The 21,472-nt window shown below is 59.2% G+C and carries 16 protein-coding genes and 1 other annotated feature; of the genes, 13 read left to right on the top strand and 3 right to left on the bottom strand.

Features of this window, described 5'->3' with window-relative positions; translation table 11 throughout:
* Positions 1–466: 466 nt before the first annotated feature.
* The gene (locus OIN59_RS24185) at positions 467–835 is read left to right on the top strand and encodes an H-NS histone family protein (protein WP_274114613.1); all 369 of its coding nucleotides are present in this window, start codon (positions 467–469) and stop codon (positions 833–835) included.
* 71 nt (positions 836–906) lie between these two features.
* On the opposite strand, the gene OIN59_RS24180 is transcribed toward OIN59_RS24185, so the two are convergent.
* Positions 907–1,833, bottom strand: a complete 927-nt coding sequence (locus OIN59_RS24180; protein WP_274114611.1) for a hypothetical protein — start codon at positions 1,831–1,833, stop codon at positions 907–909.
* 413 nt (positions 1,834–2,246) lie between these two features.
* On the opposite strand from OIN59_RS24180, the gene OIN59_RS24175 reads away from it, so the two are divergent.
* Complete coding sequence (locus tag OIN59_RS24175) at positions 2,247–3,248, top strand: YagK/YfjJ domain-containing protein (protein ID WP_274114609.1); 1,002 nt, start codon at positions 2,247–2,249, stop codon at positions 3,246–3,248.
* A gap of 233 nt (positions 3,249–3,481) precedes the next feature.
* On the opposite strand, the gene OIN59_RS24170 is transcribed toward OIN59_RS24175, so the two are convergent.
* Positions 3,482–4,713, bottom strand: a protein-coding gene (locus OIN59_RS24170; protein WP_274114607.1) for an IS3 family transposase whose coding sequence is annotated in 2 segments (ribosomal slippage) — positions 3,482–4,425 and positions 4,425–4,713 — 1,233 coding nt in all. Because the reading frame shifts where the segments join, the coding sequence is not laid out codon by codon here.
* Positions 4,319–4,435, bottom strand: a sequence feature (AL1L pseudoknot). It overlaps the preceding gene by 117 nt.
* Positions 4,714–4,791: 78 nt before the next feature.
* Here OIN59_RS24170 and OIN59_RS24165 point away from each other — a divergent pair.
* Positions 4,792–6,149, top strand: a protein-coding gene (locus OIN59_RS24165) for an IS3 family transposase (RefSeq protein WP_274114605.1) whose coding sequence is annotated in 2 segments (ribosomal slippage) — positions 4,792–5,289 and positions 5,292–6,149 — 1,356 coding nt in all. Because the reading frame shifts where the segments join, the coding sequence is not laid out codon by codon here.
* 57 nt (positions 6,150–6,206) lie between these two features.
* Here OIN59_RS24165 and OIN59_RS24160 read toward each other — a convergent pair.
* On the bottom strand, positions 6,207–6,665 hold the full coding sequence (locus OIN59_RS24160) for an Lrp/AsnC family transcriptional regulator (protein ID WP_274114603.1): 459 nt from the start codon (positions 6,663–6,665) through the stop codon (positions 6,207–6,209).
* Positions 6,666–6,813: 148 nt separating this feature from the next.
* On the opposite strand from OIN59_RS24160, the gene OIN59_RS24155 reads away from it, so the two are divergent.
* The 10 genes from OIN59_RS24155 to OIN59_RS24110 all read left to right on the top strand — a co-directional run bounded on the left by OIN59_RS24155 (position 6,814) and on the right by OIN59_RS24110 (position 21,458).
* Entirely contained in the window at positions 6,814–10,323 is a 3,510-nt protein-coding gene (locus tag OIN59_RS24155) for an indolepyruvate ferredoxin oxidoreductase family protein (RefSeq protein WP_274114601.1), read from the top strand.
* Between the two features lie 60 nt (positions 10,324–10,383).
* Positions 10,384–11,142, top strand: a complete 759-nt coding sequence (locus tag OIN59_RS24150) for a 3-hydroxyacyl-CoA dehydrogenase (protein ID WP_274114599.1) — start codon at positions 10,384–10,386, stop codon at positions 11,140–11,142.
* A 28-nt stretch (positions 11,143–11,170) separates the two neighbouring features.
* The gene (locus OIN59_RS24145; protein WP_274114597.1) at positions 11,171–12,364 is read left to right on the top strand and encodes an acetyl-CoA C-acyltransferase; all 1,194 of its coding nucleotides are present in this window, start codon (positions 11,171–11,173) and stop codon (positions 12,362–12,364) included.
* 10 nt (positions 12,365–12,374) lie between these two features.
* Positions 12,375–13,508, top strand: a complete 1,134-nt coding sequence (locus OIN59_RS24140) for an acyl-CoA dehydrogenase family protein (protein WP_274114595.1) — start codon at positions 12,375–12,377, stop codon at positions 13,506–13,508.
* 712 nt (positions 13,509–14,220) lie between these two features.
* Entirely contained in the window at positions 14,221–15,903 is a 1,683-nt protein-coding gene (locus OIN59_RS24135; RefSeq protein WP_274114593.1) for a tannase/feruloyl esterase family alpha/beta hydrolase, read from the top strand.
* Positions 15,904–16,255: 352 nt separating this feature from the next.
* The gene (locus tag OIN59_RS24130; RefSeq protein ID WP_274114592.1) at positions 16,256–17,242 is read left to right on the top strand and encodes a Bug family tripartite tricarboxylate transporter substrate binding protein; all 987 of its coding nucleotides are present in this window, start codon (positions 16,256–16,258) and stop codon (positions 17,240–17,242) included.
* A 4-nt stretch (positions 17,243–17,246) separates the two neighbouring features.
* Complete coding sequence (locus tag OIN59_RS24125; protein ID WP_274114591.1) at positions 17,247–18,227, top strand: SMP-30/gluconolactonase/LRE family protein; 981 nt, start codon at positions 17,247–17,249, stop codon at positions 18,225–18,227.
* 6 nt (positions 18,228–18,233) lie between these two features.
* The gene (locus OIN59_RS24120; RefSeq protein ID WP_274114590.1) at positions 18,234–19,475 is read left to right on the top strand and encodes a CaiB/BaiF CoA transferase family protein; all 1,242 of its coding nucleotides are present in this window, start codon (positions 18,234–18,236) and stop codon (positions 19,473–19,475) included.
* Positions 19,472–20,371 carry an NAD(P)-dependent oxidoreductase gene (locus OIN59_RS24115; RefSeq protein ID WP_274114589.1) on the top strand — a complete coding sequence of 300 codons (900 nt, stop codon included), beginning with the start codon at positions 19,472–19,474 and terminating at the stop codon, positions 20,369–20,371. Before OIN59_RS24120 ends, OIN59_RS24115 begins: the two co-directional genes overlap by 4 nt.
* 13 nt (positions 20,372–20,384) lie before the next feature.
* On the top strand, positions 20,385–21,458 hold the full coding sequence (locus tag OIN59_RS24110; RefSeq protein WP_274114588.1) for a tartrate dehydrogenase: 1,074 nt from the start codon (positions 20,385–20,387) through the stop codon (positions 21,456–21,458).
* Positions 21,459–21,472: the final 14 nt, after the last annotated feature.

Genomic DNA, 21,472 nt, shown 5'->3' with positions numbered 1-21,472 from the left:
GCCAATCATGTCCATGGTGATCACCTTGAATCCCTGCTGAAATTCTCAGCAGGTCAGTGGAACACCCTGGTCAATTTTGGATTGGCACTTTGCGGTTTAGCTGGTCAAGATTGCATCGGCACCAACACGGGAGTACTTCAGGCCCTTGGTGCATGAATTCTCCATGGCAAAGAACGCACCTCAATTTCCCAGCGTGTCGAACGGCCTTGGCTTGCAGCGACCTGCTCAGCTTGGGCTACCCACCGGGTACCGGCCGTCTTTTTAGTCTCCGTGCGATCTTGCCATGGATCGGTGACGTTCCGCCCTTTGACTAAAACGGCATCGATTTGAGAGGAGACCCCCCTGCAAACCCGCCAGTTCAGCAGGTTTGCAGGCCCCCCTTCGTCAAAAAACGTCACAAAAATGGTCTCCGCCTGATCCGCAAAGAGCACCTTCCCCCAAAACCTGTTTAAGAAAGAGTATCAACATGACACTTGAAGAGATGATGGCATCGCGCATGACTCAAACCGCACCGTCCGAGGAATCTGTGTTGGCCCAATACTTGGCCGTTGCCGAAGAGAAGCGAAGTGTGGATGACAAGCTGTCCAGTCTACGCAGAGCAATGGTCGCTGAAGGACTCCAAATAGTCGCTCAGTGCATTGAAAAGTACCAACTCACTGCCGAGGATCTGAAAGAGGTACTGCCCTCTCCAGCGCCACCGAACTCATTTCAAAAGAGTGGACCGTCTGCTCGCCGCAGTTATCGTGATCCCACTACTGGAAGAGTTTGGAATGGTCATGGGAAACGCCCCAATTGGCTGCACGAGCACGGCCCAGAAGCGTGCCTCATCAGCTGAGTCCGGTGGGCTTGACTCAGAACACACGCCATCATGAGGCCTCCCCCTGGAGGGGGAGGGCTTGTATTGCTTCATCGTGGCTGCTCGGCGCTGACTTCTGGTCTCATTGACGCCGCCACCTCTTTCGAAGCAACCCAGACAACGTTGAGTTCGTACTGCTGAAAGGCCATCCATTGCTTGGAGCGAATGTCTGCCAATACCGGCGTATTGCCCATGGGTGAGATTCGCTTCAAGTAGTTGCCAATCACACTATCGTTCTGAAGGGCCACTCTTGAGAAGAAGTTTTCATTCGAGTGCGGCTGTATTGAATTGCTGGCCACAGCCTGCGATTCAGTATGAGTGGAGTGTCGAGCAACCCAGGGTGAAAATTCTTCGGATGAGTAATCCTGCTTGTATCCATTCAGCGCGCGTAACTCCAGGCAATCTTTCATCGCGATCTGCCACGCCAATAGATCACCTGGGTGGCAGAGAGCGCGTAATGGAAAAAGTCCTTCTTTGATCAGATAACTCGCTTGATCTGGAATCAGTTTGCCGCTGTACGTGGGCTCTAGTTCAGTGTCTGGCAGAAAAGGAATATCGACAATTGATCCAGGGCCAAAGTGCTGATCGTTTTTCTGCCAATACTTCAGTTCAAGTGCAAGAAAGTTGACGGGTTTCTTTGTCTCACTCGCTATGCAGTCAATGGGTGCCCTTCGATAAAAGACCTGATAGAGCAGATCGAGCAAGCGATAGCCAGTCAGTGCAATGATCGATTGACGTTGATTGGCCTGCGGAATCGCCTCTTGTAGGAAAAGGAAAGAGGGCAATGGCAGTCCCTCGAACAGCACCTTTTGGAGGATGTCAATGGCCTCCGCATATGACCATTTCTGCGGCTTGTACTCGTGAGAAGGAAGAAGTGATTTGTCGTCCATCCATGCCAGCACTTCCACTAGCCGTAGCGAAGAGTTCTTGAAAGGTCTATTAATGGAAATGCGGCTATCGATTTGGCGAAAGAACATGACTGGTGTTGTCGCAGTGAGTGGCTGAGGGCTATTCAGCGAATGATGTCTTACTCAATAGCTTTAGACATCTCAATGAAAAGTCTTCGAAGGTCTAAAAGCAGTTGTAGAACGGATGTAACTCAAATGCTTCCTTTTGCAATTGGATCTGATATTTCTCTATGAAAAGCTTGGTTTTATGCAATTTTTCTGATGTGAGATGGTATTTTATAAGCGGAGTATATGTTATGTGATGTGATTATTGTGATGTGTATTGCAGCTATATAGGTGATCCCTCATTGAGTAGGTGTCTCTCAAAGAGGCTATCGCTCTCTATAAGGTGACCATCGGTTCTCTCTTGTATATGTGATCTTGGTTGCAATCGAAACACAGTACCCAACATTTTTTCAAATAACAGCAATGGAGTAAAATTAATGTTTATGGACCTAACGGATTCGCACATCGACGGTGCAATCCAATCATCCGATCCTTCAGTCAATGTAGACAAGGGCTCGCTTCTATGGATGACGCAATTGCAATCTGCACTGCAATCCATTTGCCCGATTGGAAGAGGTAAGAAAAAGCTCTCTACGGCTCCTCATGCTCGTGTGCGAAGAGCCCAAAAGCTAGCAGATCTTCTGGAGGGTATGGCTCTCTATGAGGTGATTGAGCGAGTTCGACTCGCCAAAAGTGACCCACACATCGCATGCCTGGAACGGGCGCTTCCGCCAGTCTTAATTGGAAGAAGCATGACTGAGCATCTGTCGGGTGAGGCGGCACTGTTTTTGGCCATGAAGATACTGGAATCGCTCACCGTGGTGTATGCGAGTTGGTTTGGCAGATCAAAGATTGACAACGCGCGACGAGAGCGAGAGCGTGCCAGTGGGGCATTGGTCAAAAGAATGCTGGCCTTCAAAAGAAGATACCGCAAGCTCATGGTGATCAGGCTTGATGTGGGTTACGGCAATCAATACGCGGCGCAGGCTGATCCCAAACTTGAGATCCTAGACCACTGGAGTGAACTATTGGCCGCGATCAAAGACCGCTTTGCAAATAGCTTTCTCGGCTATGCCGCCAAGTTGGAGTACGGGGTCCGGAAGGGCCCTCACATGCACCTTATGCTGCTTCTCAATGGATCAGAAGTGCGCCAAGATGTGACGATTGCTCGAATCATCGGCGAGCTATGGAAGACCAGGGTGACGAAGGGTGCGGGTCTGTACCACAACAGCAATGAGCCGACATACAAGGCTCGCTTTAGTTACTGCGGCGTTGGCGTTTTTAGCGGACTCGATGACGCGACGATTGCGGGGTTCCAGCGGGTTGCTGATTACTTGGCTAAACGAGACCTTCTCGTTAGGGTGGCCATGCCGCATGTGGGGCGAGTGCTTAGGACGGGACTGACTCTTCCTCCAGCGCGTGTCTCGCGATGGGGGTAGAGAGGCGCGATCTATTTTGGCGCTTGAGGGGGCGCTCGTCTGCATCTTAGGGCGGATTCAACCGGCCTTTGCAACTCACTAATCACCGCGCAGGCGGAAGGAGTGTTGCATATGAAGCAGCGACCGAGAATCTACTATTCGGCCAGCCAGAAGGCACTGTTGAGCCGTCTGGCTTTTGACGCTATTGCTGGCAATGAATCGCCCCGGGTTCCGTGGAGGCTGTTTGGTTTAAGTCAGGCCGCCGTTGTGGTGGGCTGACTGGCGAGTTGCCGATAGTAGTTTGCCTCAGCTTCTGCAGGCGGTATGTACCCGATGGGCTCAAGCAGGCGATGGTGGTTGAACCACGATACCCATTGGAGCGTGGCGAACTCGACTGCTTCCTTCGTTTTCCAGGGAGCTCGGCGGTGGATGAGTTCGGCCTTGTAGAGCCCGTTGATCGTCTCTGCCAGCGCGTTGTCATAGCTGTCTCCCTTGCTGCCCACCGAGGGCTCGACGCCAGCTTGTGCCAAGCGTTCGGTGTACCGAATGCTGACGTACTGAGAGCCCCTGTCGGAGTGGTGAATCAGGCTGCTGTCCCGCTCGGGTTGGCGCGCGTATAGCGCCTGTTCAAGCGCATCGAGGACGAAGTCAGTTCGCATTGAGCTGCTCACGCGCCAGCCCACGATGCGCCGGGCAAACACGTCGATGACAAAGGCCACGTACAACCAGCCTTGCCAGGTCGAGACATATGTGAAGTCACTGACCCACAACTGGTTCGGCCGCTCGGCTCGGAACTGGCGGTTAACTCGGTCCAGCGGGCATGGCGCCTTGCCATCACTGACGGTGGTTCGCACGACTTTGCCGCGCATCACACCGCGCAGCCCCAGCTTGCGCATCAGCCGCTCCACTGTGCAGCGGGCTACGGCTGTACCCTCCCGACGAAGTTGACGCCAGACCTTGTCTGCGCCGTAGACCTGCATGTTGGCCTGCCAGACACGTTCGATTTGCAATGCCAGCAGTTCGTCGCGACGGGCCCGAGCGCAGCGCCTGCCGGGCTCGCGCATCAGCGCTGCGTGTCTTCGATACCCCGACGGGGCGATCTGCAACACCTTGCAGATCGGCTCGACCCCGAAGGTGCCACGATGCCTGTCGATGAAATCCCTCAGGACTTCAAACGGCGGTCGAGCTCCGCCTGGGCGAAAAACGCGCTGGCCAGCTTCAGTATCTCGTTGGCCCGGCGCAGCTCCTTGTTCTCGCGCTCCAGTTCCTTGACCCGTTGGGCTTCGGCTGTGGTGACACCTTCTCGCGTGCCGGCATCCACTTCGGCGCGTTTGACCCATTCGTTCAGGGTCTGCGGCACACAGCCAATCTTGGGGGCAATAGATTCGATGGCTGCCCACAGGGATGGGTACTCCCCGCGCTGTTCCTGCACCATCCTCACTGCGCGCTCACGCACCTCAGGCGAGAACTTGTTTGTCTTCTTCATGGCTCAATCCTCTCAGAGTGTTGAGCCTCCTCAAAAATGAACTGACCCCCAGAAGTTGGACAAACTTCAAGGGGTTACATGAAGAAGTACAAAACGGAGTTCAAGCTGGAAGTGGTCCAAAGCTTCTTGGCAGGCGAAGGCGGCGCGAAGCTCTTGGCTCGGCGGTGGTCAGTTCCCGAGGAGAAGGTTCGCACGTGGGTGAGCCACTACCGCCTGCACGGCATCGATGGTTTGCGCCCCAAGCGCAGCGCGTACAGTGTGCAGTTCAAGTTGCAGGTGCTGGCTCATCAGGATCGCGAGCAGCTTTCCAGTCGTCAGGTCGCGGCGCTGTATGACATCCGCAATCCCAACCAGATTGTGGTCTGGCGGCGCAATCTCGATCAAGGCCGCCTGCAGGCGTGCGAGACCAGGAATGAAGAACAGCCCAAGATGAAGCCAGAACGACGCTCTGCCGCACCGTCGAGCACGGTCGTCGCCGATGCGGAGAAAGCCCTGCGGGAAGAGAACGACCGACTGCGCGCGGAGGTCGCGTACTTAAAAAAATTGCAGGCCTTGATCCGGTCGAAGAGATCAGCTGCGCCGACAAAGCGCGACTGATTGCCGGGTTGAGGCAACACCATAAATTGGCGGATCTGTTGCAGGTAGCAGGCTTGGCGCGCAGCACGTTCTACTACCAATGCCAGGCGAGCCAGCGCGCCGACCAGCAAAGCGCCATGGAAGCCAGAATCCGCACTGTCTATGACGAGCACAAGGGCCGCTACGGATACCGGCGGATCACGGCAGCGCTGTGCAATTCAATGGCACAACCGGTCAACCACAAGTGCGTGCAGCGTCTGATGCAAAAGATGGGGCTACGTGCGTTGATCCGGGCGAAGAAGCGCTCCTGGCATGTCCCGGGCACCAGCGATGCGCACGTACCCAACGTTCTGCAGCGCGACTTCTGCGCGACCGCGCCGAACCAGAAATGGGCGACCGATGTCACCGAGTTCAATGTAAGCGGCCAAAAGCTCTACCTGTCGGCCTGCATGGACCTGTACAACGGCGAGATCGTCGCGTACCGCATGGCAAGGCGGCCGGTCTTCGAGATGGTTTCCAGCATGCTTGAGGCCGCGCTATCGCGGACCAATTGCGTCGCAGGCCTGATCGTGCATTCTGACCAAGGTTGGCACTACAAGATGCAGCCCTACCGAGCGATGCTCGTGCGACGCGGAGTCGAGCAAAGCATGAGCCGCAAGGGCAACTGCTTTGACAACGCGGCGATTGAAAGCTTCTTCGGCACACTGAAAGCCGAGTACTTCCATCTCGAAAGGCCCGATAGCATTGATACGCTCGAAGCGGGCGTGCATGATTACGTCCACTACTACAACCACGAGCGCATCAAGCTCAGATTGAACGGACTCAGCCCGGTGGGATACCGGCTGAGAAACACCGCCTGATTGGCGGCGAGGCAACCGTCCAACTTCTGGGGGGCAGTTCAAAACCGGGGCGATTCACTACAGCGGCGGCGCTGAGCGCATCAGCACCGTTTTCAACGCGAAACTCGACTTGATGTGCGCCACGCCGGGAATGAGCGTGAGCGAACGCCTGAGAAATTGGTGGTAAGCGTCAAGGTCCCTCACGACCACACGCAAGTTGTAATCGGAGTCGCCAGTCATGAGGAAGCAGCTCATGACCTCAGGCGCCAAGGCAATCTCGCTTTCAAAGCGTGCGATGGCCTTGTCGGATTGTTTTTCAAGTGTCACCGACACGAAGACGCTCATTGAGCCCGCTAGCCGAGCCTCGTCGAGTTCTGCCACGTACCCTTTTATGTACCCGTCTTCTTCCAGTCGCTTCACCCGGCGCATGGTAGGAGTGAGCGATAAGCCGATCCGCTCGGCCAGGTCGCGCCAACTCAGGCGGCCGTCGGCCGCCAGTTCGCGAAGGATTCGGATGTCCAGACGATCGAGTTCCATGAAATTGGAGAAAAAAGCTGATTCTTGGCCGAATCGTAGCGCAAACAGCCTATCGAATAAAGAGATGGTGATATAGATTGGTGACAACGACTGCGCTCCAGAGCCAATACTTACGAGTCGTAAATCAGCTATTTTCTGGAGCAAACGCGTGGCCGCAAATGAACAAATTAGAGGCGCGGAAGAACGATATGCCCAAGCCGAGGGTCGGACTTTCCTGACCGGAATCCAGGCACTGGTTCAGTTGCCAATGTTGCAACGCCAGCTGGATCGAAAGCACGGTTTGAAAACTGCGGGCCTCATCTCCGGCTACCGCGGTTCGCCGCTAGGAGCCTACGACCAGCAACTGTGGAAAGCGGCCAACGAGCTCAAGGCTCATGACATCGTCTTCCAGCCCGGCCTCAACGAGGACTTGGCCGCCACGGCTTTGTGGGGCGCGCAAATGCACCGGGCCTACGGCACTACGCGCGTGGACGGCGTATTTGGCGTTTGGTATGGAAAGGGCCCCGGTGTGGACCGCACAGGCGACGTGTTCCGGAGCGCTAATGTGCTGGGCACGTCACCTTTGGGTGGTGTGCTGGCAGTGTCCGGCGACGACCATGCAGCGCAATCGTCGATGTACCCGCATCACACGGACGGAATCTTTCAATCTGCGTCGATACCGGTAATTCAACCTGCGAGTGTGGAAGATGTCATCTCCTTTGGGCTTGCCGGCTTTGCTCTGTCACGGTTTTCTGGTTTGTGGGTCAGCCTGAAAACCATTGCCGAAGTCGTTGAGACGGCGGCTTCTATCGACCTCGGACCATTGCCTAGCTTCGTACTGCCACAAGATTTTCAGGTGCCTGCACATGGGCTCAATTGGGATCCAAACGTCGCCTGGCCGGGGCAGCGGGCAGAACTTGAGCGGCGCCTTCTCGAAGAGCGTTTGCCTGCTGCGCGCGCTTGGGCGCGTGCCAACCAACTCGATCGGGTGGTGATTGCAGCCCCGCAGCGCAGGCTGGGCATCATCAGCGTAGGCAAGGCGCACCAAGACCTCATGCAGGCCATCGCCGATTTGGAGTTGAGCCAATCGGACCTGCAGGCGCTCGGCATCTCGATCTACAAGGTGGCGATGAGCTGGCCACTGGAAACCGTAGGGGCTCTGGATTTTGCACAGGGCCACCAGGAGCTGTTCATCTTGGAGGAAAAACGCTCCAACGTCGAAACCCAGTTGAAAGATGCGCTTTACCACCGCTCCGCGTCGGAGCGCCCACGTGTCACGGGCAAGACCGACGACCGCGGCGCGCCGGTCGTCCCTGAAGTCTCGGAGTTCAGCGCACTGATGATCGCCAGAGCGCTGGTGGCCCGCGCTCATGCAAATGGCATCACGGCACCGGTGTTGGCGCAGCGACTGGCGAAGCTTGAGGAACGCGTTCAGCCTGTGGTATCCGCCGTCATTCCCATTCGGCGTCCGTACTTCTGTGCTGGTTGTCCGCACAACACGTCAACGCGCACGCCAGATGGCTCCGTGACGGGCGGGGGCATCGGCTGCCACGTCATGGCCTTGTCTCAGCCAGAGTTGCGCACGAGCACTTTCAGTCAGATGGGCGGTGAAGGCGCGCAGTGGATTGGTGCCGCGCCTTTTTCGAACGTGGATCACGTGTTCCAGAACCTGGGCGACGGAACCTATCAGCATTCCGGCCTGCTGGCGATTCGTGCGGCCGTGGCCGCGAAGAGCAACATAACCTACAAGATCCTCTACAACGATGCGGTCGCGATGACAGGTGGGCAGACCGCCGAGGGCCTGATCGAGCCAGCGCGGGTGACGCGGCAACTGAAGGCCGAAGGCGTTGAGCGCATCGCGCTCGTGTCGGACGATCCGCAACGTTGGCGTGGTCACCCGGAATTGGCCGATGGTGTCGAAGTCCACCACCGTGACGAACTGGACGCAGTGCAACGCGTGTTGCGCGAGGTACCCGGCGTGAGTGCCATCGTTTACGAGCAAACGTGCGCGTCCGAGAAACGCCGCCGCCGCAAGCGCAACGTATTCCCGGACCCTGACCGCCGCCTGTTCATCAACCAGAGCGTGTGCGAAGGGTGTGGCGATTGCTCAGTGCAATCCAACTGCATAGCAATCGAGCCGCTGGAGACGCCGCTTGGCCGCAAACGTGCCATCAACCAAAGCAGTTGCAACAAGGATTTCTCGTGCGTGAAGGGCTTCTGCCCCAGCTTTGTAGAAATTGACGGTGTGGCCCTGCGCAAACCCGACGATCAGCGTCTGAAGACCATGGAGGCTGAGCTCATGGCGCGTCTTCAGGCACCTGTTCTTCCACCTCTGCGGGGTGTGTTCAATGTGTACGTGACGGGGATTGGCGGCACAGGTGTGTTGACCATGGGTGCCTTAATCGGCGGCGCAGCGCATCTCGAAGGGAGAGGTGCCACGGTTCTCGACTTCACCGGGCTTGCGCAGAAGAATGGCGCGGTTGTGAGCCAAGTGCGCATCGCTCCCTCGCCATCGGATTTGCACGCCGGACGTATCGGCCATGGCGCGGTGGATCTGCTGCTTGGAGCGGATCTTGTCGTGTCAGCCGCCGCAGACACCCTGATTCGGCTCTCTTCAGAGCGCAGCGCGGCCATTGTCAACCTGGGAGAAACGCCCACCGCAGACGTCGTGCGCCAGCGCGATGCCAGCTTGCCGACGTCTCTCATGCACAAGCGGCTGGCTAAGCACTGCCGCGACGATGCCTTTCATGCGTTTGATGCCGCCGAACTCGCGCAGAGACTGTTTGGAGATACGCTCACCACCCACACCTTGATGCTGGGCTACGCATGGCAGCTCGGTCTGGTCCCGCTGTCGCACGAAGCAATCGAGCGAACTCTGGAACTCAACGGCGCGGCCGTGGCGCTGAACAAGCGCGCGTTCGCGTGGGGTCGAATCGCTGCGTCGAATCCGAGCGGGTTGGCGAGCATCGCCGAGCCGAAGGTTCACGTACCCAAGCAAGACGACATGTCACTCGACGAATTGGTGCAGCACCGCGCTGATGAGCTGACGGCCTACCAAGACGCGACCTACGCCCAGCGCTACCGCGACATCGTTGCACGCGCGGCTGGTGCCGAACGAAGGATGTTGCCGGGCAGCAGCGAGTTTGCGCGCGCAGTGGCAATCGGCGCTTACCGTTTGATGGCTTACAAAGACGAGTACGAGGTCGCCAGACTGTACGCCGCGCCAGAGTTCAAGGCGACCCTCGAAGCCCAATTCTCGAAAGCCGAGAAGCTGTCGGTCTGGCTGGCCCCGCCCTTGTTTTCTCCGATCGACCCCGCAACTGGCCGTCCGAAGAAGCGAAAGTTTGGGCCCTGGGTGTTCACGGCCATGCGTGTGTTGTCGGCCATGCGTGGCCTGCGAGGCACCGTTGCTGATCCTTTTGGCTACACACACGAACGCCGGTCCGAGCGCGCGCTCGCGGCCGAATTTCTGGCCGACATGGCGACGTTGAGCGACGGGCTAACCGAGAGCAACCATGCGCGAGCTGTTGCACTCGCCAAACTCGCTCAAGAAGTACGCGGCTTCGGCCCTGTTAAAGAGGCCGCCATGAAGCTGTACGCCTCTCAACGCGCCGCGTTGCGCACAGCCCCAATGCCTTCGGTGGCGACAGATACGGTGGTCTCTATCAAGTCTGCCTGATGACTGACCCGATGGCCGCGCCTGCGCTCATCCACAAGACCACGTTCCAAGGAGATTGACATGCAGATTGAAGGAAGAGTTTTCATCGTGACCGGTGGTGCGTCAGGCCTGGGAGAAGGCACGGCACGCATACTGGCCGAACACGGAGCCAAGGTAGTTATAGCCGACATGCAAGCCGACAAGGGCGAAGCAGTTGCTAAAGAAATCGGTGGTGTGTTCGTCAAATGCGATGTTAGCCAGGAAAGCGATGGCCAGGCTGCGGTGGCAGTCGCGCTCAAGCTTGGCAAGCTGGTTGGTCTCATAAGTTGCGCCGGCATCGCCCCGGCGGAGAAGACTGCAGGCAAGAACGGACCGCACGCGCTCGCGTCCTTCAGCAAGACCGTCAAGGTCAACCTGATTGGCACTTTCAACATGATTCGTCTCGCGGCCGATGCCATGAGTCACAACGAACCGGAGCCCACAGGCGAACGCGGCGTATTGATCTCGACGGCCTCAATTGCTGCCTACGATGGCCAAATGGGACAGGCCGCGTACAGCGCCTCAAAAGGCGGCGTGGTCGGGATGACCTTGCCCATCGCACGCGACCTCGCGCGCAGTGGAATTCGCAACGTGACGATCGCCCCTGGCATCTTTGGCACGCCCATGTTGTTCGGCATGCCAAAAGAGGTGCAGGAAGCGCTGGCCGCAAACGTGCCATTCCCATCACGGCTTGGTACTCCCCAGGACTACGCGAAGCTTGCCAAGCACATTATCGAGAACGACATGTTGAACGGCGAAGTCATCCGTCTCGATGGCGCCATCCGATTGGCACCAAAGTGAATTAAATCCCTCGTCAGCAGAGAGACCCATGACCACACAACATCAAGACCCCATCGTTATCCTAAGCGCTGCGCGCACACCCATGGGTGGCTTCCAGGGCGACTTCGCCAGCCTGGCCGCGCATGACCTGGGCGGCGTCGCCATTAAGGCCGCAGTCGAGCGCGCTGGTATCAGCCCCGAACTGGTGGGCGAGGTGCTGTTCGGCAACTGTCTCATGGCGGGCCAGGGCCAGGCCCCGGCCCGCCAAGCGGCTTTCAAGGGCGGGCTGCCCAAAGGAGCGGGCGCGGTCACGCTATCCAAGATGTGCGGCTCTGGTATGAAGGCTGCGATGATGGCGCACGACATGCTATTGGCCGGCGCGCACGATGTAATGGTGGCGGGCGGCATGGAGAGCATGACCAATGCACCGCATCTCTTGATGAAGGGGCGCTGCGGCATCCGCATCGGTCACGACCGCGTGATGGACCACATGATGCTGGACGGCTTGGAAGATGCCTACGAAGCCGGTCGTTCCATGGGTACATTCGGCGAGGACTGTGCTGCCAAGTACGGCTTCACGCGCGAAGAACAGGACAAGTTTGCCATCGCCAGCGTGCAGCGCGCGCAGGCCGCCACGCAATCTGGTGCTTTCGCAAAGGAGATCGCGCCCGTCACAGTGAAGGGCCGTAGCGGCGAGATCGTAGTCAGCGTGGACGAAGGCCCCGGCAAGATCAAGCTCGACAAGATCCCGGCGCTCAAGCCCGCGTTCAAGAAGGACGGCACCATCACCGCCGCCTCCAGCTCATCAATCAACGACGGCGCTGCTGCGCTGTTGCTGGCGCGCGAATCAACTGCCAAGCATTTGGGCAGCCAGCCCCTCGCACGCATCGTGGCCCACACCACACATGCACAGGAGCCTAACTGGTTCGCCACCGCTCCAGTCGGTGCCACGCAGAAGCTCTTGGCCAAGACTGGTTGGAGCGTGGCCGATGTCGACCTGTGGGAGATCAACGAGGCTTTCGCAGTCGTGCCTATGGCGCTGATGTCTGAGATGGGCCTGTCTCACGACATAGTCAACGTCAACGGCGGCGCCTGCGCCCTGGGTCATCCCATTGGCGCCAGCGGCGCGCGTATCGTTGTCACGCTGATCCATGCGCTGCAGGCGCGTGGCAAGAAGCGCGGGATTGCCACGCTGTGCATCGGCGGAGGCGAGGCGACGGCGCTGGCGCTGGAACTGATTTGAGGACGTAGCCATGCTGCTGACCCAAGACCAGGAAATGATCCGCGACGCGGTGCGCGACTTTGCACAGACCGAACTGTGGCCGCACGCCGCGCGCTGGGACAAGGAACACCACTTCCCCAAGGAGGCCCACCAGGGCCTCGCCGAGCTGGGTGCCTACGGCATCTGCGTGCCCGAAGAGTTCGGTGGTGCCAACTTGGACTATGTGACGCTGGCCCTGGTGCTGGAAGAAATCGCCGCCGGTGATGGTGGCACCAGCACCGCCATCAGCGTGACCAACTGCCCCGTCAACGCCATCCTCATGCGCTACGGCAACGCGCAGCAAAAACGCGACTGGCTCACGCCCCTGGCGCGTGGCGAGATGCTGGGCGCGTTCTGCCTGACCGAGCCGCATGTGGGCTCCGACGCCTCTGCCCTGCGCACCACGGCCGTCAAGCAGGGCGACGAATACGTGATCAACGGCGTCAAGCAGTTCATCACCAGCGGCAAGAACGGCCATGTGGCCATCGTGATCGCCGTCACCGACAAGGGCGCGGGCAAGAAGGGCATGAGCGCCTTCCTGGTGCCTACCAGCAACCCCGGCTATGTGGTGGCGCGGCTCGAAGACAAACTGGGCCAGCACAGCAGCGACACCGCGCAGATCAACTTTGACAACTGCCGCATCCCGGCCGAGAACCTGATTGGCGCCGAAGGCGAGGGTTACAAGATTGCCCTGGGCGCACTCGAAGGCGGGCGCATCGGCATCGCCGCCCAAAGCGTGGGTATGGCGCGCAGCGCGTTTGATGCGGCGCTGGCGTATTCCAAAGAGCGCGAGAGCTTCGGCACCGCCATCTTCAACCACCAGGCTGTGGGCTTTCGCCTGGCCGAGTGCGCCACGCAGATCGAGGCCGCGCGCCAGCTCATCTGGCACGCCGCCGCGCTGCGCGATGCCGGCAAGCCCTGCCTGAAGGAAGCCGCCATGGCCAAGCTGTTTGCCAGCGAGATGGCCGAGCGTGTGTGCAGCGCCGCCATCCAGACGCTGGGTGGCTACGGTGTGGTGAACGACTTTCCGGTGGAGCGCATCTACCGCGACGTGCGCGTGTGCCAGATCTACGAAGGGACTTCTGACATCCAAAAGATGCTCATTACGCGTTCACTCGCCACTTGAACTAAGACATCGTGCGAGAGACGCCAAATCGCCCTCAGGGGATCCGTATCTCTTGTCAGCAAAGCAGCATCGGGGCCTGCCAATTGCGCTTTGCCGCGCAGGACGCCCAGCGACACCTCGTCGCCGGTGCGCTCAGCCAAGTTCACGCGAACCCCTTGATGGATTCGCATAAAAGCAGCCTGATCAGACGGCAAGAAATGAGCTATGGATGCGTGATTGGCGAGAACTTTCCCGTGCCAAAGCCTTCCGCTCGCATGCTCTCGCAACTCGGCGTCAAGTCGGTCGCAGTCCGGCAAAAATCCTGCGCGCCTCGACAGAAGTTCAACAGCAGCCGTCCGAGTGACCCTGCGTGACCGTCGCGTGAGCATGGGCGTGCCCACTTCCGCTTCGATCTCTGTCACCCATCTTGCTGATGGCGGAGGCTGTGAACGCTTCCCGCTCCGCTGCACCTGCGATCGAGCCCTCCTCACAGGCGGAAATGAAAATTCGCCGAGACTTAAGGTTGATGGACGTGCGCAGTGGTTGCCTTTTGTCGTTCTCCGAGGATTCTCTCATCAGCCACACGATCGGTGCGCCACGAAAAAAGGCGTTCTGACGTCCATCGTTGTTTGCGATAACGCAGTGAAGAAAATCGAAGGCTGAATTCTTGGCGCTCAAGATCATCGAATGACCTCGCTCAATCAGGCCGAGGCTTTAACAAGGAGGCAACTCGATGACTTGGTCACTGAAGGACTGGATTTCTCAGAAGGCTGCCTTGGGCGCCTCTGCGTCACGAGACAAAGAGCCCGGCGCAAGGTTTCCTTTTCTTCTGCTAGCGACCGTTTCTGTTTCGGCGGCATTGGTCCTCGGATGCGGCGGTGGTGTCACCCGTTTGGTGCCAACCGCGGCGGAAGCCAAATGTCAGGATTTGGCGCACAGAGCCTTCAGCGGCGCGAAACTGCTCAAGGTCTCGCACCACCCAGCCAGTACCTTCACGACTCCGTCTAACGCGGCGATTCCGAACGTGCCCGCGTTCTGCCAAGTCTCAGCCTCTTTGCAACCGTCGGCCGACAGTGATATTCGCGTCGAAGTTTGGTTGCCCGCGGAGGGGTGGAACGGAAAGTACCTGGGTCTGGGCAACGGCGGGTACGGCGGGTCTTTGAACTACAGTGCTTTGTCTCAAGGCTTGGCAAGGAAGTACGCGGTGGCCCACACTGACATGGGCACGGCGCCTTCAACGAGTAGAGACGGGTCGCCGCTGCTGAACCATCCTGAGAAATGGGTGGATTGGGGTTACCGCTCTACGCACCTCATGACACTTTTCGCGAAGGAGGTGTCCTCAATGTACTACGCCCGGGTTCCAAGTAAGTCTTACTTTATGGGGTGTTCGACGGGCGGAGGGCAGGGAATCCACGAGGCCGTTCGCTTTCCTGACGACTACGACGGAATCATCGCGGGTGCTCCCGGCAGCAATCGCCTGGGTGCACACCAATCGGTGTTGTGGAGTTGGGCGTCTTCAAAGGCAAGCCCCGAGTCCGCGTTGCCAGCGGCGAAACTGACACTGCTCGCCGACAGTGTGATGGCCGCATGCGATTCGCTCGATGGCGTGAGCGACAAGATCATCAGCCGTCCAGAACGCTGCACCTTCAACCCGAAAGTTCTGCAATGCAGTGGCGCAGACGATGCGTCCTGCCTCACGACATCGCAAGTGAGCACCGTAAATGCCATTTATGCAGGACCACGAAACAGGCTCACTGGCGAGCTCATCTTCCAAGGACCCCTACCTGGCTCGGAGGCGAGTTGGGGCATGTACGTCGGTGCGGCGCCGCCCGAGGCACTCGTTCCTTTTGGCGCGATCTTTCACTGGGTGTTCGGCAAAGAATGGGACTGGCGCACATTTGACTGGGGCCAGGACGTGATAACGATGGAAAGAACGATCGGGCAGATGGTCAGCGCCGTGAACCCGGACGTCAGGGCTTTCCGGGATAGGGGCGGAAAGCTCATCTCGTTTCAGGGTTTGGCCGATTCACTCAAGCCGCCGAATGACATGGAGCGCTACTTGCACAACGTGGAAGTCGTTACGGGCCAGTCCTCCAGCTTCGTGCGATTGTTCAATGCACCGGGAATGGGGCACTGCAGCGGTGGTTCCGCTCCCAACGCCTTTGGTAACGACCTCACCAGCGGCAGCGTCGCCCCAGGCGATCCGACGCGGGACCTTCTGACTGCGCTTGAGCACTGGGTGGAGAAGGGAGTCGCGCCTGACCGGATTGTCGCGACCCAGTTCAGTGGCTCCGATCTGTCCACCCGAACGATTGTTCGCACGCGTCCGCTTTGTGCCGCGCCCAAAATCGCGCGGTACAACGGTTCGGGAGACACCAACATCGAGTCCAGCTTCACCTGCTCAGCCGCCGACTAGCGCATTGCGGGAGTGCAATAGACATCGGTATTAATCGCGTGGCTTGAACGCGCGTGGCCCGCGCTGACGCGTTTGAGATGCGATCTTCAAACCTGTGCTTGGCAGTTGCCTTTCGGGTCTGGCGATGCATCTCGCTGCCAGTGGCCGGGTCGATGGGGGCGTGGCGGCAACTAGGCAGGGCCCAGCGATCCGGGCCGGCCGGTACGCATCGTTTGCCCAAGTGCCTGTTCACTGAAGGCGTATCGCGCCCGGCGATGCCGTCGCGAAAAATGCAGATGGCGCAGGCGGCGCCGCCGACGATGATTTGGCCACTCCGCTCCTCAAGACGGAGATAAAAAAAGGAGACAGTTCTATGGTCACCCACAGCCACCTCACGCGTCGCGCCTTCGCCGTTGGCACTGCGTTGTTCGGTCTGACTGCAAATGCTCTGCCAGCCATGGCGGCAGATTTTCCCACCAAACCCATCCGCATCATCGTGCCGTGGCCTGCGGGTGGAGGCGGCGATGTGGTCGTTCGTCTGATGGCGCCTGCGCTGTCCGAGCGATTGAACACACCTGTTGTCGTTGAGAACAGGCCTGGCGCGACAGGGACCATCGGCAGCACTATCGCAGCAAAAAGTCCGGCGGACGGGTACACGTTGGTCTACGGAACAGCTGACTCGAATTCCATCATGCCGCATCTGCTGAAGGGTGTGAGCTACGACCGTAGGTCATTCGTGGCTGTTGCGCCAATTGGGTACTTTCCGTACGCGCTTGCGGTACACCCCTCGGTGAATGCCAGCAATTTGAAAGAGTTCGTCCAACTGGCCCGTGTGTCGGTGGCACCGCTCTCCTACGCTTCCTGGGGGATCGGCAGCTCAGGACATGTGCTGGGCGAGTCCCTGAAGGCTGCAACAGGCATCGACATGCTTCACGTGCCCTTCCAGGGAACCGCACCTGTCTTGAATGCGCTCATCAGTGGGCAGGTCAAGGCCGCCATTCTGCCGATGCCCCTCGTCGAGCAGTACGTGAAGTCAGGGAGTATCAAACTTCTGGGCGTAGCAGCGTCAGAGCGGCTTCCTGGCTTAAACGAGCTCCCTACGTTGAAGGAGCAAGGGGCGAACGTCGACCTGACGACCTGGGTCGGATTCCTGGCCCCCGAGAAGGTGCCTGCCGACGTCGTGGCACGTCTTCACAAAGCCATCAATGAAGTAGAGGCCCGGCCCGATGTATCGGCCAGATTGCGGCAACTGCAGGTGATCTCCCAGCCGATGAGTCAGCCTGACTACCAGACTTTTGTCGACAGTGAGTACGAGCGCTGGGGAAAGGTGGTTCGTCAATCCCGTATCACTTTGGAGTAACTGCATGAGCACCCTGCCTTCACCGCTTCCCGTAACCGGGACCAACTTGAATCGGCCTGAATCGGTCATCGCATTGGCCGATGGTCGTCTGTACGCAGGCGACAAAGAATTTGGAGTGATTCGAGTTGGCGAGCGGCGTGACCCATCTGCACGTGTCGATTGGCCATTCGCGGAGTTCGTCCCGAACGGAATTGCACTCCTGAAGGATGGAACCTTTTTGATCGCCAATGTGGGCCCAGAAGGAGGTGCGTGGCGGTTGACTGCGCCAGGCAAGGTCGAACGCTTCCTAGGCGAGCAACAAGGCGTGCCAACGACTCCGCTGAACTTTCTCTATCCCGATCTGGATGGGCGAATATGGCTCTCACTTTGCACCCGAAACGTGCCGCGCACACTCGCCTTTAGAACTGAGACCGCCTATGACGGCGTGATTGGCGTAGTGGGAACCAGTGGCCGAATGGACATTGTTGCCACTGGACTCGGTTTCTGCAATGAAGTGCGAGTTGATCCCAGCGGGCATTGGCTCTATGCCAACGAGACCTACGCTCGACGCCTCTCTCGCTTCGAGATCCTTCATGGCAACCGCCTTGGGCCAAGGCAGACGGTTGCCCAGTTCGGCGTTGGCACTTGGCCCGATGGCCTGGAATTTGATAGTGCCGGTGACGTGTGGGTTACCAGCATCATCAGCAATCGCCTTCTCCGCGTTGATGCTGACACCGGGACGAGCGAAATCTTCCTGGAAGACTGCGCAGATGACGTTATTGCTCACGCTGAAGAGATGTTCGGCGCAGATCGCTTTGGTTGGGAGGAGCTGAGCCTTGGCAAGAACTTCAGCCTGCGCAATATCTCAAGCCTGGCTTTTGCCGGCGCTGACCTGCGCAGCGTCTACTTGGGCAGCCTGTTCAACCACGGGCTTTCTACTTGGCGCGCACCCGTTGCTGGCCATGCGCCCGAGCACTGGAATTACGGACCTACTGTCCTGGATTGAATCACAATGAAACAAGCAACTTCCAACACCGCGCAACCGCCTGGCCAACTCGAAGGCGTGCGCGTAGTCGATCTCAGCCGCATCCTCTCCGGCCCGTTCTGCACCATGCACCTGGCAGACCTGGGCGCCGAGGTGATCAAAGTGGAGCCGCCCGAAGGCGACCCCATCAGGCAGCAAGGCCACAGCATCGAAGGGCTCAGCTGGTACTTCGCGGCTTTCAACCGCAACAAGCGGTCCGTCCGGCTCAATCTGCGCTCGGCTGAGGGCATGAAGGCCTTGCGCAAACTGATCGCCACCGCCGATGTCGTCGTGGATAATTTTCGACCCGGTGTGATGGACAAGATGGGGCTTGGATGGGATGCCTTGCAGGCGCTGAAGCCCGGGATCATCTACACCAGCATTTCCGGCTTCGGTCAGACCGGCCCGTACGTGCACCGGCCGGCCTTCGATTTCATCGCTCAGGGCATGAGTGGGTTCATGGCTCTGAATGGAACGCGCGAATCTGGCCCTTTGCGCACCGGAATTCCGATCAGCGATCTGGTCGCGGGCACTTATGCCGCACTGGGCACGGTTGCCGCGCTGATGCGCCGCGATCGCACGGGTCGGGGCGAGCGAGTGAGCGCTGCTCTGGTGGATGGCCTCTTGAGCTACGGTGCGTTCTCATCGGCCCACTACTTTGCCACCGGCGAGGTACCTGAGGCGGTGGGAAATGACCATTCCTTGGTGGCGCCCTACGGTTTGTTCACCGCGGCCGATGGCGAGATCACGATCGCGCCCTCCAACGAAGGTGTCTACAACAAGCTGATGAAGGCGTTAGAGCTGGAGCACTTGAAGGACGACGTGCACTTCCAGACGAATGCAGCTCGCGTGAAGAACCGAACGCACGTCAACGCTGTGATCAACGAGGTTGTGCGTACGAAGACAGTTAGTCACTGGATCGACGTGTTGAACGCAGCAGGCGTGCCGACAGGCATGGTGCAGGATCTTGCGGGTGCGTATGCGGATCCCCAAGTCCTTTCGCAGGACATGCTGATGGAAGTGGAGCACCCAGGCCATGGCAAGGTGAAGATGACTGGATTCGCGCTGAAGTTTTCCGAAGCGCCATGCCAAGTGCGGTTGCCAGCGCCCGATCTCGGATCCGACAACGCGAGCGTGTTGCGCGAACTTGGTTACGGAGATGCCCAGATCGCGGCGCTTGCCGCCGATGCAGAACGCGCCGGTCATGGCGCAAGCGGAGAAGCAGCATGAAACAACGTGTCGGCATCATCGGTGTGGGCCTCATGGGCCACGGCATCGCGCGCAACATCCTCAAGCATGGTCACCCCTTGGTGGCCCTGGAGCATGCAGGCAACCAGCCAATGGACGATCTGCTCGAGGCAGGCGCCAAGACGGAAAAGACGGGCCGCGCGCTGGCAGCGCAGAGCGACGTGATCATTCTGTGCGTCACGGGCAGCCCTGAGGTCGAATTGGTGCTCTCCGGTGCCGATGGCGTCTTGAAGGGGCTTCGGCCTGGAACCATCGTGGTGGATTGCTCCACCGCGATTCCCGCCTCCACGGAGCGCATGGCTGCCATGGTCGTGTCGGCCGGCGGGCTGTTCGTCGACGCGCCCATGACGCGCACCGCGCAGCACGCGCACGAGGGCCGCCTGAATCTGCTGGTGGGCGGGGACGCCGCGGTGTTGGAGCAGCTGATGCCAGTGCTGCGCTGCTTCGCCGAAAACGTGTCCCACGCTGGCGTCATCGGTGCTGGCCACCGTCTCAAGTTGCTGCACAACTTCGTGTCGCTGGGCAGCGTGTCTTTGCTCGCGGAAGCGGCCGCATGCGCGGCACGGGGCGGCATTCGGCCAGAGCTGTTTGTGGAGGTTCTGGCCTCTGGCGGTGGAGCGGGTGTGGCCCTTGATCGGTTAAAGCCCTACATCCTCTCTCGTGACAGCTCGACCTTGCAGTTTTTCATGTCAAACGCGCTCAAGGATTTGCGCTACTACGTGCAGATGGCGGGCGACAGCAGCGCCGTGCATCGCATCGGCGACGCCGTCTCGGCGACCTTCGACGCCGCCGTGCAGCAGGGCGGTCCACGGGCCATGGTGCCAGAACTGGTCTCGCTGTTGATCGAGGCCGAGCCCGCTGACGTGTCTAAAACCTGATCGGAGACTTTTTATGAAAACCCATCGCATCGCCGTCATTCCTGGTGACGGAATCGGCCCCGAGATCATGCCCGAGGGCGTGCGCGTCCTGGATGCCGTCAGCCGCAAGTTCGGCATCGGCTTCGCCCTCGACCATTTCGACTGGTGCAGCCGCCACTACGTGCGCCACGGCACGATGATGCCGCTGGACTGGAAAGACAAGATCGGTGGCCACGACGCCATCTACTTCGGCGCAGTCGGTGCCCCCGACATCGTGGCCGACCACACGGCGGTTTGGGAGTCACTGATCAAAATCCGCCGCGAGTTCGATCAATACGTCAACCTGCGCCCGGCCCGCCTGATGCCAGGAGTGGCGTCCCCGCTGGCGAACCGTCAGCCAGGTGACATCGACTTCCTGATCGTGCGCGAAAACACCGAAGGCGAATATTCCTCGGTAGGCGGTCGGATGTTCGAGGGCACCGAGCGTGAGATCGCCATCCAGGAGTCGATCTTCACGCGCTACGGCGTCGATCGCGTTCTGCAGCATGCGTTCGAGATGGCGCGGAGGCGCCCCCGTAAGTCGCTGGTCGCAGCCACCAAAAGCAATGGCATCTCGGTCACGATGCCGTTTTGGGACGAGCGCCTTGCCGAGATGGCAAAGCGTTACCCAGACGTCAGTGTTCGTAAGTATCACATCGACATCCTGACGGCCCACTTTGTGCAACACCCGGACTGGTTCGACGTAGTCGTGGCATCTAACCTGTTCGGGGACATCCTCTCCGATCTGGGCCCTGCTTGCACAGGGACGATCGGCATTGCCCCCTCCGCCAACCTCAATCCAGAGCGCAAGTTCCCCTCGCTCTTCGAACCGGTCCATGGGTCAGCACCAGACATCGCCGGCAAGGCGATTGCAAATCCGATCGGTCAGATCTGGTCGGCTGCGTTGATGTTGGAGCACCTTGGTCGGGGTGACGCTGGTCACCAGGCCGCCGCAGATGCCATTGTCCAAGCCATCGAGACGGTGCTGCGCGACGGGCCACGCACGCCCGACATGGGCGGCAGTGCAAGCACGGCCGACGTGGGCCGTGCCATCGCTGAATGCATCTAGCAGCCGTAAATCAT

Source organism: Acidovorax benzenivorans (assembly GCF_028680575.1).
Classification (GTDB): domain Bacteria; phylum Pseudomonadota; class Gammaproteobacteria; order Burkholderiales; family Burkholderiaceae_C; genus Acidovorax; species Acidovorax benzenivorans.
The sequence above is the reverse complement of the archived record's forward strand: the minus strand, read 5'-3'. Positions and strand labels throughout refer to the sequence as shown.